Below are 13454 nucleotides of genomic sequence, written 5' to 3' on the forward strand. Positions count from 1 at the left end.
CAGCGTTTGCAAGGAGTGCTCCCGGCTGGTAAAAGATTTTGACCAGTCGAGTGGAGGAGGCTTCGATGTCCGGCCTTGCCATGCCCAAGCCAGATGCCGGGACGCTGCGCAAGCGCGCCGAGATCGTCGCCGACATGCGCATCATCGTGCCGGGCGAGGGCGTTGTCGACACGGCCACCGAGATGCGCGCCTTCGAGAGCGACGGCCTGACCGCCTACCGCCAACTGCCGCTCGTCGTCGTGCTGCCCGAGACGGTGGCGCAGGTCTCCCGCGTGCTGAAATATTGCAACGAGCGCAACATCCGCGTCGTGCCGCGCGGTTCCGGCACGTCGCTGTCGGGCGGCGCGCTGCCGCTCGAAGATGCCGTGCTTCTGGTGATGAGCCGCTTCAACCGCATCCTCGCGATCGACTATCCGAACCGTGTCGTCGTCGCCCAGCCGGGCGTCACCAATCTCGGCATCACCACCGCCGTCGAGCAGGAGGGCTTTTACTACGCCCCCGATCCATCCTCCCAGATCGCCTGCTCGATCGGCGGCAATGTCGCGGAAAATTCCGGCGGCGTGCATTGCCTGAAATACGGGCTTACCGCCAACAATGTGCTGGGCATCCAGATGGTGCTGATGAATGGCGAGGTGGTGCGGCTCGGCGGCAGCCATCTCGATCAGGAAGGCTATGACCTGCTCGGCGTCATGACCGGTTCGGAAGGCCTGCTCGGCGTCGTCACCGAGGTGACGGTGCGCATCCTGAAGAAGCCGGAGACGGCACGCGCGCTGTTGATCGGCTTTCCGACCAGCGAGCAGGGCGGCCAATGCGTCGCCGACATCATCGGCGCCGGCATCATCCCGGGCGGCATGGAGATGATGGATCGCCCGGCGATCCACGCGGCCGAGGATTTCGTCCATGCCGGCTATCCGCTCGATGTCGAGGCGCTGCTGATCGTCGAGCTCGACGGGCCGAGCGTCGAGGTCGATCATCTGATCGGTCTCGTCGAGGCGATCGCATACCGCAACGGCTCGACCACCTGCCGCATCTCGCAGTCGGAGCAGGAGCGGCTGAGCTTCTGGGCCGGACGCAAGGCGGCCTTTCCGGCCGTCGGCCGCATCTCGCCCGACTATTACTGCATGGACGGCACCATCCCGCGCAAGGAGCTGCCGAGGGTGCTCGCCGGCATGCGCGATCTCTCCGAAAAATACGGGTTGGGCGTCGCCAATGTCTTCCACGCCGGCGACGGCAATTTGCACCCGCTGATCCTCTACGACGCCAACGTGCCGGGCGAGCTCGACAAGGCCGAGAGTTTCGGCGCCGACATATTGCGGCTGTGTGTCGAGGTCGGCGGCGTGCTCACCGGCGAGCATGGCGTGGGGGTCGAGAAGCGCGATCTGATGCCTGAAATGTTCAACCAGGTCGATCTCGAGCAGCAAATGCGCGTCAAATGCGCCTTCGACCCCAGCCATCTGCTCAACCCCGGCAAGGTCTTCCCGCAGCTCCGCCGCTGCGCCGAACTCGGCCGCATGCACGTGCACCGGGGCCAGGTGGCGTTTCCGGACATTCCGAGGTTTTGATGGGAACGTCCCAGAACTTGGGTTCCTCGCCCCCGCTTCGCGGGGGGGGGGAGGAACCGGAGATTACAATGACCACCTTCACCCCATCCAGCCCCGCCGAAGTCCTCTCCACCATCCAATGGGCCGCCGCGGAGGAAAGCCCGCTCGAAATCCTCGGCCATGGCTCCAAGCGCGGCATTGGCCGGCCGCTGCAGACCGAGCATACGCTCGACCTGTCGACGCTCACCGGCGTCACGCTCTACGAGCCGGCCGAGCTGGTGCTTTCGGCACGCGCCGGCACGCCACTCGCCGAAGTCGAAAAACTGCTTGCCGAGAACGGCCAGCAATTCGCCTTCGAGCCGATGGATTACGGGCCGCTGCTCGGCGGCGAGCCGGGTAAGGGAACGCTGGGCGGCGTGCTGGCTTCGAACCTATCCGGTCCGCGCCGGCTCAAGGCGGGTGCGGCACGCGACCACATTCTCGGCATATCGGCGGTTTCCGGCCGCGGCGAAGCCTTCAAGTCGGGTGGCCGCGTCGTCAAGAACGTCACCGGCTACGACCTTTCCAAGCTGATGGCGGGGAGCTGGGGCACGCTTGCCGTGCTGACCGACGTCACCTTCAAGGTGCTGCCGGCGGCGGAAACCGAGGTGACTTTGGCCATTCGAGGCCTGCTCGACGATGCTGCCGTTGCGGCTATGGCGCTGGCGCTGGGCTCCAGCGCCGAGGTCTCGAGCGCCGCGCACCTGCCCGAGCGGATCGCCGCGCGCGTCGCCGCCGGCCATCTCGGCAGCGATGCCGCGACGCTGCTGCGCGTCGAAGGCTTTGGCCCCTCGGTCGTCTACCGTACCGAGGCATTGCGAAACCTGCTCAGCAAGGCCGGCCCGCTGCAGGAAATTGCCGGCGAAGCGTCGAAGGCGATCTGGCGCGACATCCGCGACTGCGCGCCCTTCGCCGATGGTGCCGCAAGGCCGGTCTGGCGCGTCTCGATGCCGCCGTCTGAGGCGCATCATATGGTGATGGCGCTGCGCATGCAGGCGGCGGTCGATGCCTTCTATGATTGGCAGGGCGGGCTGGTGTGGCTTTCGATGCGCGAGGACGACCCAGAGGCGGAACTGCTGCGCGGTCTTATTCGCAAATATGGCGGCGGCCACGCGACGCTGGCGCGCGCGTCTGCCTCGCATCGCGCGGCGCTCCCAGTTTTCGAACCGCAACCGCCGCATCTGGCGGCGCTTTCCGCGCGGGTCAAGGCCGAGTTTGACCCGAAGCACATTCTCAACCCCGGCCGCATGGCGCCTACTTCCAGCTCTGCTACTCTTCCTCAGTCAACGGAGGGAGCAGCACCATGAGCAATGCCAATCCAGGCCCCGGCAGCGGCTCGCGCCAGACCGATCGCTGGCTTGAGCCGGGCCAGACCAACGCGCTGGTCATCTACATTCTCTATCTCGCCAGCCTTGTGGTCGGCGTCACCGGCATTATCGGATTCGTGCTTGCCTACATCAATCGCGGCAAGGCGGGCGGCTATGTCGAAAGCCACTACACATTCCTGATCAGGACGTTCTGGATCGGCCTTCTCTACGCGCTGATCTCGGTGGTCCTGATGATGCTCGCGATCGGCTTCCTGCTGATGTTTGCGGTTGCCGTCTGGTTCATCGTCCGCTGCATTCTCGGCCTGCAGGCGCTGCAGCGTGGCGAGCCGATCAGGGACCCGCAAAGCTGGCTTCTCGGTCAATGAGAGCATGATCCAGCAAAGTGGAAACTGGTTTGCGGAAAAGATCATGCTTAGACGATAAGGACATTTTTCGTGCAGACCAATTTTTCAGCCGCGCAGCTCGCTGACCCGCATGTCGCGGAATCGGAGAAGATCCTGCGCAAATGCGTGCATTGCGGCTTCTGCACCGCGACTTGCCCGACCTATGTAACGCTCGGCAACGAGTTGGATTCGCCGCGCGGCCGCATCTATCTCATCAAGGATATGCTGGAGAACGGCCGGCCGGCGGACACGGAGATCGTCACCCATATCGACCGCTGCCTCTCCTGTCTTGCCTGCATGACGACATGCCCGTCAGGCGTGAATTACATGCATCTGGTCGACCATGCCCGCGCCCACATCGAGCAGACCTACAGACGGCCGCTGCTCGACCGGCTGACCCGCGCCATGCTGGCTTTCGTGCTCCCCTATCCGGGCCGCTTCCGCGCCGCGCTGAAGCTCGCCCAGCTCGGCCGGCCGCTCATCGGCCTGTTGGAAAAGCTGCCGACCCTGAAGCCGCTCGCCGCCATGCTGAAGCTTGCGCCGTCGTCGACCCCGCCGGCATCGCCGATCGCCTCGCCCGGGGTGCATGCGGGGCAGGGCACGAAACGCGGCCGCGTCGCCATCCTCACCGGTTGCGCCCAGTCGGTGCTCGATCCCGCCATCAACGAGGCGGCCGTCTCGCTGCTGACGCGGCTCGGCGTCGAGGTCGTGGTGCCGGAAGGCGAGGGCTGCTGCGGCGCGCTGGTGCACCACATGGGCCGCGAGGATCAGGCCCTTGCGTCGGCTAGGCAAAATGTCGACGCCTGGACGCGCGCGATAGACCAGGGCGGGCTCGACACCATCATCATCACCGCGTCCGGCTGCGGCACCACCATCAAGGATTACGGCTTCATGCTGCGTCTCGATCCGGCCTATGCGGAAAAGGCGGCTCGTGTCTCGGCGGTGGCTAAGGATATCACCGAATATCTCGCTGCCCTCGACCTGCCTGAGCCGGTGCGCAAGCCGGGCACGATCGTCGCCTATCATTCCGCCTGCTCGATGCAGCACGGCCAGAAGATCACCCGTCAGCCGAAGGAGCTTTTGGCCAAGGCGGGCTTCGTCGTGCGCGAGCCGCGCGAGGGGCATCTCTGCTGCGGCTCGGCCGGCACCTACAACATCCTGCAGCCCGACATTTCGGCCAAGCTGCGCGACCGCAAGGTGAAAAATATCGAAGCGACCGGCGCCGAGATCGTCGCCACCGGCAATATCGGCTGCATCACGCAGATCGCGTCCGCGGCGAAGCTGCCGGTGGTGCACACGATAAAATTGCTCGACTGGGCCTATGGCGGCCCGAAGCCCGATGGCGTTTCCGAGAACAGCCTGGGTGGCGCGGAATAGCTACTCAGCCGCCAGCTGGTCCGCCACACCGTAGGTCGCGCGGTAGAGCGCGCGCTGACGGCTGAGCGCCACCATGGTGTTGCGCAGCAGGATCGCCACCGTCAGCGGGCCGACGCCGCCCGGCACCGGCGTGATCCAGGAGGCGACCTCCTTGACGCTCTCGGTGTCGACATCGCCGACGATGCGGCTCTCGCCGTCCGGGCCGATTTCCGAATTGATGCCGATGTCGATGACGCAGGCGCCGGGCTTCACCATCTCGGCTTTGATCAGTCGCGGCCTGCCGACGGCGACGAACAGCGCGTCCGCGCGCCGCGCATGCGCGGCCACCGAGCGCGTCATGTGATGGCACACCGTCACCGTCGCGCCCTCGCTCATCAGCAGGAAGGCGATCGGCTTGCCGACGATCTCGGAATGGCCGACCACCACCACCTCGAGCCCCTTGAGGTCCAGGCGGGTCTCCTTGAGAAGCTCGACCGATGCGGCCGCCGTGCAGGGCGCGAGATCGAGCTGGTTGTAGACGATGTTGCCGATCGAGGCCGGATGCATGCCCTCGACGTCCTTCAGCGGGTGCACCGCCGCCTGCAGCGTCTTGATCGGGATATGCGCCGGCACCGGCCGCTGGATGATGATACCGGTGACGCGCGGATCGGCGTTGAGGCCGTGAATGGCGGCTTCCAGCTCGCCCGCCGTGATGTCGGCGGCAAAGCGCCGTTCCTCGAAGCCGATGCCGGCAAGCCTGGCCTTGGCGCGCTGGTTGCGCACATAGACGTCGACCGCGTCGGTGTCGCCGACGGTGATCGAGACCAGCTTCGGCGGGAAGCCTTCCGCTGTGGCGATGGCCGCTTCCTCGCGTACCGAAGCGATGATGCGCTGGGCGACCGGACCGCCCCTGAGATAGCGGCTGTCGTCGGACCGGGTCATAGGTGGAACCTCTGCCTTCTGGAGCAACTCCAGAAGGGCGGTTTTCCGTCCGGAATTGCGTAAAACCAAGATTGTGCGCTGCAATAGCAGAGGTGCGCTGGGAAATCAGCCCCGAATGCGAAACATGCTGCTTCCGGGGCGACCCGTTGACGGGCTTGAAACGAAAAGGGCAGCGCGGTCTCCCGTGCTGCCCTTCGTGACTGACCGTATCCCCACACGGCCCGTCCCCCGTTAGCTCGATGCCAGTCTAAGCATGTCTCGCCAAACCGCGCTATGGCTTGGGGGCAACAGCAACCGCCAAAACTGCTCAGCGCCGCCTAACCGGCTGATTCGCAATTACTATATCACCTCGACGGTTGTTCCGACATTGACGCGCTCGTAGAGGTCGACAACATCCTCGTTGCGCATGCGGATGCAGCCGGAGGACACCGCGCCGCCGATCGTCCAGGGCTGGTTGGTGCCGTGGATGCGGTATTCCGTGGTGCCGAGATAGAGTGCGCGCGCGCCGAGCGGGTTCTCGATGCCGCCGGCCAGATAGGTCGGCAGGTAGCGACCCTTGGCCGCCTCGCGGGCGATCATTGCCGCCGGCGGGCGCCAGTCCGGCCACACTTTCTTGTCGGTGATCTTGTGCGTGCCCGACCATTCGAAACCGGGCTTGCCGGTGCCGACACCGTAACGGCGCGCCTTGCCGTCCTTCTCGACAAGATAAAGGAAGTTCTGGTGGGTATCGATGACGATCGTGCCCGGCCTCTGCGGCCCGTCATAGGCGACTTCCTGAGGCAGGTAGATCGGGTTGATCTGTGGCCGCATCACCATGCGCTTGGCAGGCTGCCGCACGGCTGCGGTGCGCTGCTGGTCGGGCTGCGCCTGGAAAAGCCGCCGCAGCGGCTGCTGGGTCGCCCGGCGGCTCGGGCGCACGATCCCTGGCGCATGGCCGAGCTGCAGCACCCAAGGCGCTGAAAGATCGGGGCTCACCATCACGGGCGGCCTGTCGGCATAACGGTCATTGGCGAAAGAGGTCGTCGCGCCGGCGGCAAGCACCGCGGCTGCGCCGAGCACGAAAGTGAACGCTGTCTTCATCGGAACGCACCTTGATCGTCGAACTCGTCCAAGAGCAGGGAAGAGCCCTCGGCGTGGCGATCCTTGGCGCTGAGCGGCAAGCAAAACATGAATCGGAATGCGTAAAATGCCGACTTGTCAGTAAACTTTGTGGTGTGGTTACCGGCCGGTTCAGGAATCTGGTAAAGCCACGGTAAAACCGACGCTTGCGCGCATTAACGGACGGATTTCTAACAATGGAACAAGAAAATGCCGGCCTGCTCGATGGCCCCGACGGTATCGCGCGCTGCTTCTGGCACGGCAATCTGCCGGACTATCTGGACTATCACGACCATGAATGGGGCCGGCCGGTAGCGGACGATCGCCGGCTCTTCGAAAAGATCTGCCTCGAAGGTTTCCAGTCCGGTCTCTCCTGGCTGACTATCCTGCGCAAGCGCGAGAATTTCCGCGAGGCTTTCGCCAATTTCGACTTCGACAAGGTGGCGGCGTTCACCGACAAGGATGTCGAGCGTCTGCTCGGCAATGTCGGCATCATCCGCCATCGCGGCAAGATCGTCTCGACCATCAACAACGCCGGGCGTGCCCGTGAAATGGCCGATGAATTCGGCTCGCTGGCCGCCTGGTTCTGGAAGTTCGAGCCGGGGCCTGACGAGCGGCCGAGGGTCGTCGACCTCGCCCAACTGCGCGCCAATCCGACGACGGCGGTCTCGGTCCGGATCTCGAAGGAACTGAAGAAGCGCGGCTGGAGCTTCGTCGGCCCGACCACCGTCTATGCCTTCATGCAGGCGATGGGCTTGGTCAACGACCATCTCGAAGGCTGTGTCTGCCGGGCAGAGGTGGAGGCCGAACGGCAGAGGTTCAAGAGGCCGAAATAGCGTCACCTCTACCTGCCCCTTGGGCCCCCTTTTGCGGGGATCGCGCCGAAGGCGCGGGTCGGTTCGCAAAACCGAGCTCATCGCCTCCGACGCTACGCGTCCTCACATTGGAGGGTGCGGAAGATCAGAGGCTACCGGCGCTTGTCAGAAACAGCCCGGCGATGATGGCCGCCACGGCAGCAAAGGCCGGGTAGATCACCAGCAGTCCGGTCACCAGCGCGTCGCGCACCGTCGGCTTGTGGGCTTCCGCCACGACCTCGAACGGCCCTGCAGGCTGCTGCGCCGGGTTGGGGATGGCGCTGCCGGCCGGCCGGAGCTTGGCAACCGGCTTGCTCTCGATGATGTCTTCCGTGGTCGTCATGGCCCGAACCCTTATTTCGGCGCGCTTTATGATCCTCGATTGTGTCGGCAGCATGCCGCGCCGGTGACGCGATTGTTTCGTTCTTGGCGCCGTTTTGTTTCGAAGGCGCGGCCTTTCCTTGTCGGCACAAGGAGAAGGGAAAGGCGCCAACCCTTGCCGCCCAAGGCGGTATCGTCTAGGACACGCCCGCTCGAAACAAGTCAGCGTTCAGACAGCGAAAAGACCCATCCATGGCCGACAAATCGGAAAAGACGAAAGCGCGCCTGCCGCGCGGTTTTGCCGACCGCAGCGCAGAAGACATTCGCGCCGTCGAGAAGATGATGGCGACCATACGGTCGGTCTATGAGCTTTACGGTTTCGAGCCGGTCGACCAGCCGATGATCGAATATACCGATGCTTTGGGCAAATTCCTGCCCGACCAGGACCGCCCGAACGAAGGCGTCTTCTCGTTCCAGGACGATGACGACCAGTGGCTGTCGCTGCGCTACGACCTGACGGCGCCGACGGCGCGTTTCGTCGCCGAGAATTACGACCGCCTGCCGAAACCCTATCGCAGCTACCGGTCCGGCTGGGTGTTCCGCAACGAGAAGCCGGGCCCCGGCCGCTTCCGCCAGTTCATGCAGTTCGACGCCGATACGATCGGCACGCCGGGCGTCGCCGCCGACGCCGAGATGGCGATGATGATGGCCGACGTGATGGAGGCGCTTGGCATCAAGCGCGGCGACTACGTCATCCGCATCAACAACCGCAAGGTGCTGGACGGTGTGCTGGAGGCGATTGGGCTTGGCGGTGAGGAGAATGCTGGGCGCAGGCTGACGGTGCTGCGCGCCATCGACAAGCTGGACAAGCTCGGCCCGGAAGGCGTGAGGCTGCTGCTTGGCCCGGGCCGATGGGATGGCGGCAAGGAAGGCGAAGGTGATTTCGCAAAGGGCGCGGGGCTGAATGACGCGCAGGCCGAAGCGGTTCTTCTCGCAACGGCAAGGAACGGACAGGCTGGCCAGGATTCCAGCGTCGGTGCCAACGCTGTGTATCAGGAAGGCGTCGGCGAACTTGCAACGATTGAAGCTCTGGTCAGGGCTGCAGGATATGGCGAGGACCGCGTTGCGATGGACCGCTCCGTCGTGCGCGGCCTCGAATATTACACCGGCCCGGTCTTCGAGGCCGAGCTGCTGGCCGAGATCCCCAACGACGAAGGTCAGATCGTGCGCTTCGGCTCGGTCGGCGGCGGCGGCCGCTATGACGGGCTGGTCTCGCGTTTCCGCGGCGAGCCGGTACCGGCGACGGGCTTCTCGATCGGCGTCTCGCGGCTGATGACGGCGCTGAAGAACCTCGGCAAGCTCGACACTTCCGACGTCGTTGCTCCGGTCGTCGTTCTGGTCATGGATAAGGATACGGAAAGCCTCGGCCGCTACCAGAAGATGGTCGCCGATCTGCGCGCCGCCGGCATTCGCTCGGAAATGTATCTCGGCGGCGCCGGTATGAAGGCGCAGCTGAAATATGCCGACCGTCGCGGCAGCCCGATCGCCGTCATCCAGGGCGGCGACGAGCGCGTCAAGGGCGAGGTGCAGATCAAGGACCTGATCGAAGGCGCGCGCCTGTCGGCCGAGATCACCGATAACGCGGAATGGCGCGCCGCGCGCCCGGCGCAGGTGACGGTGGCGGAGAGCGAGCTGCTCTCCGAGGTGAAGAAGATCCTGGCAGCGCAGGCCGAGGAGCGGGCACGTGGCAAGTAGGGCGCCAACCTCTCCTTCTCCCCTTGTGGGAGAAGGTGGCCGAGCGAAGCTCGGTCGGATGAGGGGTGTTCCAGGGAGCGCCGGCGTCTCATTCCTTCCAGCACCCCTCATCCGTCTTGGCGCTGCGCGCCAATCCACCTTCTCCCACAAGGGGAGAAGGGGAGGTGGTGCTTTATGACTTCCCGCTATCCCGCCATCGCCGCCGACGTCGCAAAACTCTTCGCTGCCCGGGACACCCACGCGGTCGAGGTGGCCGTGCTGCAGCCGGCCGATCCGTTCCTCGACATGGCGGGCGAGGATCTGCGCCGCCGCATCTTCCTGACCGAGAGCGAGACCGGCAAGACGCTCTGCCTGCGACCCGAATTCACCATTCCGGTCTGCCTCGACCACATCGCCAGCCAGGCCGGCACGCCGCGCCGCTATTCCTATCTCGGCGAAGTGTTTCGCCAGCGCCGCGAGGGCGGCAACGAGTTCTTCCAGGCCGGCATAGAAGATCTCGGCGATCGCGATACCGCCGCCGCTGATGCGCGGTCGCTGGCCGACGCGCACGCGCTGCTTTCGCTGGTGCTGCCCAGCGTGCCGCTCGCCATCACGCTCGGCGACCAGACCTTGTTCGAGGCGGTGCTGGCCGCGCTCGGCCTGCCGCGCGGCTGGCGCATGCGCCTCGCCCGCGCCTTCGGTTCGGCGCCGATGCTGGAGGCGGCCCTTGCCGATCTCGCCAATCCGCCGCGCAACAGCCAGCTGTCGGGTCCGGTGGCCTTGCTGGTGCTCGACAGCGATACCGACGGCCTCGCCGCTTATATCGCCGCCGGCATGGAAGAGGCCGGGCTGTCGGCCTCCTCGGGCCGCGCCCCGGCCGAGATCGCGCGGCGGCTGATCGAGAAGGCGCAACTGCGCAGCGTGCGGCTGTCCGACGAGGCGTTCTCGGCGTTGAAGGGATTTCTCGAGATCGACGTCGCGCTCGGCGGAGCAACTGAGGCGCTGGAAAAATTCGCCGCCGATGCCGGCCTGTCCCTTGGCGCAGCGCTCGAAAATTTCGCCGCCCGCGCCGAGGCGATCGCGGCGCATGGCCTGCCGGTCGAACAGATCCGCTATGACGCCGCCTTCGGCCGTCCGCTCGATTACTATACCGGTCTCGTCTTCGAGATTGCTGCCCGGGGTGGCGACCGTCCGCTGGTGGGCGGCGGTCGTTACGACCGGCTGCTGACGCTGCTCGGCGCGAAGAAGCCTATCCCCGGCGTCGGCTTCTCGGTCTGGCTCGACCGCATCGAAGCATTACGGGAGCCCACGCGATGATCACGCTGGCGATCCCATCCAAGGGCCGTCTCAAGGAGCAGTCGCTTGAAGTCCTGGCCAAGGCCGGACTGGCGGTCACTCTGCCCGAGGACGACCGCAAATACCGCGCCCGGATCGAGGGCCTCGACAATGTCGAGGTGGCCTTCCTCTCCGCGTCCGAGATCGCAGGCGAGATCGGCCAGGGCGCGGTCGATCTCGGCATCACCGGCGAGGATCTGCTGCGCGAGAACCTCGCCGACTGGGAAGCACGCGCCGAGATCGTCGGCCGTCTCGGCTTCGGTCATGCCGATGTCGTCGTGGCGGTGCCGGATATCTGGCTCGACGTCGATACCATGGCCGATCTCGATGATGTCGCCGCCGATTTCCGCCAGCGTCATGGCCGGCGGCTCAGGATTGCCACCAAATACTGGCGGCTGACCCAGCAGTTCTTTTCGCTGAAGCACGGCATCCAGGTCTACCGCATCGTCGAAAGCCTCGGCGCCACCGAAGGCGCACCGGCGGCCGGCCTTGCCGACGTCATCGTCGACATCACCACCACCGGCTCGACGCTGCGCGCCAACCATCTCAAGGTGCTGGGCGATGGAATAATCCTGAAGTCGCAAGCCTGTCTCGTTGCTTCCAGGAAGGTCCGCGACGCGGCCGATGAGGCACAGTTGCGTGGCATCGCCACGAAGATGGCTGCGCTGGTCGCTTAACCCATACCTTCGGCGGGTTTCCACCGTCCCGGCAGGCTGATAGGCTGGCTCATCCCGGGAGGTGACGGCGATGGCGATCAAACTCGACGAGCTCATGAACGCCACCAATCTGCGCGGGCGCGGAACGCATGGCACCTTCATTGCTCCGATGGACGGCAGGGCGCATGTCTCGGGCGACCGTTCGACGCCGTTGCTCGACAAAACCATTCCGGAAATGTTCTCCGATACGGTGAGCAGATACGCCACGCTCGATGCCGCCGTCTTCGTCGGCCAAGACAAGCGCTTCACCTGGAGCGAGCTGTCGGATGCGGTCGACGCGCTGGCCGCCGGCTTCCTGGCGCTCGGGCTGGAGAAGGGCGATCGCGTCGGCATCTGGTCGCCCAACCGTTGGGAATGGCTGGTGACGCAGTTCGCCACCGCGCGCATCGGCCTGATCCTGGTCAACATCAACCCGGCCTATCGGCTCAGCGAGCTGGAATATGCGCTCAACAAGGTCGGTTGCAAGGCGCTGGTCACGGCGGTCAGCTTCAAGACCTCCGACTATCTCGGCATGATCGAGACGCTGGCGCCGGAGATCGCCAAAGCCGAGCCCGGCAAGCTCGAGGCAAAGAAGCTGCCGTCGCTGAAGATCGTCATCCGCATGGGCGAGGACAACTCGCCCGGCATGTTCAATTTCGGCGATGTGCTGGCAATGGCCGGACGCGACGAGCATGACAGCCTCGATCGCATCTCCGAAAGCCTGAAGCCCGGCGACGCCATCAACATTCAGTTCACCAGCGGAACGACGGGCGCGCCGAAGGGCGCGACCCTCACCCATTTGAACATCGTGAACAACGGCAGCTTCGTCACCTCGGCGATCGAGCTCACCGTCGATGACCGGCTCTGCATCCCTGTGCCGCTCTATCATTGTTTCGGCATGTCGATGGGCACGATGGGCTGCGTCACCAAGGGCGCCACGATGGTCTTCCCGGGCGAAGGTTTTGATGCGGGCGCGACGCTCAGGGCCGTCGCGCAGGAACGTTGCACCGGCCTTTATGGCGTGCCGACCATGTTCGTCGCCATGCTCGATCATGCCGATTTCTCTAGCTTCGACCTCTCCAGCCTGCGCACCGGCATCATGGCCGGCTCGCCATGCCCGATAGAGGTGATGAAGAAGGTGGTGTCGCTGATGCATATGGCGCAAGTGACCATTGCCTATGGCATGACCGAGACCAGTCCGGTTTCTTTCCAGAGCAGCGTCGACGACCCGCTGGAAAAACGCGTCTCCACGGTCGGCCGCATCCATCCGCATGTCGAGGTCAAGGCGATCGGCGCCGATGGCGCCACCGTCCCGGTCGGCGAGCCGGGCGAGCTCTGCACACGCGGCTATTCGGTGATGAAGGGCTATTGGGACGACGCGGAAAAGACCCGCGAGGCGATCGACGCGGACGGCTGGATGCACACCGGCGACCTCGCGACGATCGACGCGGAGGGCTATTGCAACATTGTCGGCCGGGTGAAGGACATGGTCATCCGCGGTGGCGAGAACGTCTATCCGCGCGAGGTCGAGGAATTCCTCTACCGCCACCCCAAGATCAAGGAAGTGCAGGTCTTCGGCATTCCCGACGACAAATATGGCGAGGAGATCTGCGCCTGGATCGTGCTGAAGCCCGGCCAGATCGCCACCGCTGAGGAGATCAAGGCCTTCTGCAGCGGCCAGATCGCGCATTACAAGGTGCCGCGCTACATCCGCTTCCGCACCGAGCTGCCGATGACAGTGACCGGCAAGCCGCAGAAATTCCTGATGCGCGAGGCAATGGTGGAGGAACTGGGGCTGGTGGCGCAGAAGACGGCGTGAAGCGGGATT

General features: G+C 65.0%; 12 protein-coding genes. 9 read left to right on the forward strand and 3 right to left on the reverse strand.

Annotation, left to right across the window (positions count from 1 at the left end):
- Positions 1-65: 65 nt before the first annotated feature.
- The 4 genes from EJ078_RS23410 to glcF all read left to right on the forward strand — a co-directional run bounded on the left by EJ078_RS23410 (position 66) and on the right by glcF (position 4668).
- Positions 66-1562 (forward strand): FAD-linked oxidase C-terminal domain-containing protein, encoded by a 1497-nt coding sequence (locus tag EJ078_RS23410; protein ID WP_067327351.1) that lies wholly within the window; start codon positions 66-68, stop codon positions 1560-1562.
- Positions 1563-1630: 68 nt separating this feature from the next.
- On the forward strand, positions 1631-2887 hold the full coding sequence (gene glcE / locus EJ078_RS23415) for a glycolate oxidase subunit GlcE (RefSeq protein WP_095801081.1): 1257 nt from the start codon (positions 1631-1633) through the stop codon (positions 2885-2887).
- Positions 2884-3273, forward strand: coding sequence for a DUF4870 domain-containing protein (locus EJ078_RS23420; protein ID WP_095801080.1), 390 nt, complete (start codon positions 2884-2886; stop codon positions 3271-3273). Before glcE ends, EJ078_RS23420 begins: the two co-directional genes overlap by 4 nt.
- Positions 3274-3342: 69 nt before the next feature.
- Positions 3343-4668 carry a glycolate oxidase subunit GlcF gene (gene glcF, locus EJ078_RS23425; protein WP_127215718.1) on the forward strand — a complete coding sequence of 442 codons (1326 nt, stop codon included), beginning with the start codon at positions 3343-3345 and terminating at the stop codon, positions 4666-4668.
- Here glcF and EJ078_RS23430 read toward each other — a convergent pair whose 3' ends face one another.
- Together EJ078_RS23430 and EJ078_RS23435 are read right to left on the reverse strand one after the other, a co-directional pair.
- Positions 4669-5589 (reverse strand): bifunctional 5,10-methylenetetrahydrofolate dehydrogenase/5,10-methenyltetrahydrofolate cyclohydrolase, encoded by a 921-nt coding sequence (locus EJ078_RS23430; protein ID WP_127215717.1) that lies wholly within the window; start codon positions 5587-5589, stop codon positions 4669-4671.
- 339 nt (positions 5590-5928) lie between these two features.
- Positions 5929-6669 (reverse strand): L,D-transpeptidase, encoded by a 741-nt coding sequence (locus EJ078_RS23435; RefSeq protein WP_127403499.1) that lies wholly within the window; start codon positions 6667-6669, stop codon positions 5929-5931.
- A gap of 215 nt (positions 6670-6884) precedes the next feature.
- On the opposite strand from EJ078_RS23435, the gene EJ078_RS23440 reads away from it, so the two are divergent.
- On the forward strand, positions 6885-7523 hold the full coding sequence (locus EJ078_RS23440; protein ID WP_127215715.1) for a DNA-3-methyladenine glycosylase I: 639 nt from the start codon (positions 6885-6887) through the stop codon (positions 7521-7523).
- Between the two features lie 124 nt (positions 7524-7647).
- Here EJ078_RS23440 and EJ078_RS23445 read toward each other — a convergent pair whose 3' ends face one another.
- Positions 7648-7884, reverse strand: coding sequence for a hypothetical protein (locus EJ078_RS23445; protein WP_067327371.1), 237 nt, complete (start codon positions 7882-7884; stop codon positions 7648-7650).
- A gap of 230 nt (positions 7885-8114) precedes the next feature.
- Between EJ078_RS23445 and hisS the strand changes: the two genes are divergently transcribed.
- From hisS to EJ078_RS23465, 4 genes are all read left to right on the forward strand, one after another.
- The gene (gene hisS / locus EJ078_RS23450; protein WP_127403500.1) at positions 8115-9617 is read left to right on the forward strand and encodes a histidine--tRNA ligase; all 1503 of its coding nucleotides are present in this window, start codon (positions 8115-8117) and stop codon (positions 9615-9617) included.
- Between the two features lie 174 nt (positions 9618-9791).
- Positions 9792-10913 carry an ATP phosphoribosyltransferase regulatory subunit gene (locus EJ078_RS23455; RefSeq protein WP_127216257.1) on the forward strand — a complete coding sequence of 374 codons (1122 nt, stop codon included), beginning with the start codon at positions 9792-9794 and terminating at the stop codon, positions 10911-10913.
- Positions 10910-11608, forward strand: coding sequence for an ATP phosphoribosyltransferase (gene hisG, locus EJ078_RS23460; protein WP_127403501.1), 699 nt, complete (start codon positions 10910-10912; stop codon positions 11606-11608). Before EJ078_RS23455 ends, hisG begins: the two co-directional genes overlap by 4 nt.
- A 70-nt stretch (positions 11609-11678) precedes the next feature.
- Positions 11679-13445, forward strand: a complete 1767-nt coding sequence (locus EJ078_RS23465) for an AMP-binding protein (protein ID WP_127216259.1) — start codon at positions 11679-11681, stop codon at positions 13443-13445.
- Positions 13446-13454: the final 9 nt, after the last annotated feature.

The sequence above is a fragment of the Mesorhizobium sp. M1A.F.Ca.IN.022.06.1.1 genome, assembly GCF_003952605.1.
Taxonomy (GTDB): domain Bacteria; phylum Pseudomonadota; class Alphaproteobacteria; order Rhizobiales; family Rhizobiaceae; genus Mesorhizobium.

What these genes read in the sequence shown, in the direction of transcription:
- EJ078_RS23410 (WP_067327351.1), top strand. Translation starts at nt 66, where the DNA reads ATGTCCGGCCTTGCCATGCCCAAGCCAGATGCCGGGACGCTGCGCAAG.
- glcE (WP_095801081.1), top strand. Translation starts at nt 1,631, where the DNA reads ATGACCACCTTCACCCCATCCAGCCCCGCCGAAGTCCTCTCCACCATC.
- EJ078_RS23420 (WP_095801080.1), top strand. Translation starts at nt 2,884, where the DNA reads ATGAGCAATGCCAATCCAGGCCCCGGCAGCGGCTCGCGCCAGACCGAT.
- EJ078_RS23430 (WP_127215717.1), bottom strand. Translation starts at nt 5,589, where the DNA reads ATGACCCGGTCCGACGACAGCCGCTATCTCAGGGGCGGTCCGGTCGCC.
- EJ078_RS23435 (WP_127403499.1), bottom strand. Translation starts at nt 6,669, where the DNA reads ATGAAGACAGCGTTCACTTTCGTGCTCGGCGCAGCCGCGGTGCTTGCC.
- EJ078_RS23440 (WP_127215715.1), top strand. Translation starts at nt 6,885, where the DNA reads ATGGAACAAGAAAATGCCGGCCTGCTCGATGGCCCCGACGGTATCGCG.
- EJ078_RS23445 (WP_067327371.1), bottom strand. Translation starts at nt 7,884, where the DNA reads ATGACGACCACGGAAGACATCATCGAGAGCAAGCCGGTTGCCAAGCTC.
- hisS (WP_127403500.1), top strand. Translation starts at nt 8,115, where the DNA reads ATGGCCGACAAATCGGAAAAGACGAAAGCGCGCCTGCCGCGCGGTTTT.
- EJ078_RS23455 (WP_127216257.1), top strand. Translation starts at nt 9,792, where the DNA reads ATGACTTCCCGCTATCCCGCCATCGCCGCCGACGTCGCAAAACTCTTC.
- hisG (WP_127403501.1), top strand. Translation starts at nt 10,910, where the DNA reads ATGATCACGCTGGCGATCCCATCCAAGGGCCGTCTCAAGGAGCAGTCG.
- EJ078_RS23465 (WP_127216259.1), top strand. Translation starts at nt 11,679, where the DNA reads ATGGCGATCAAACTCGACGAGCTCATGAACGCCACCAATCTGCGCGGG.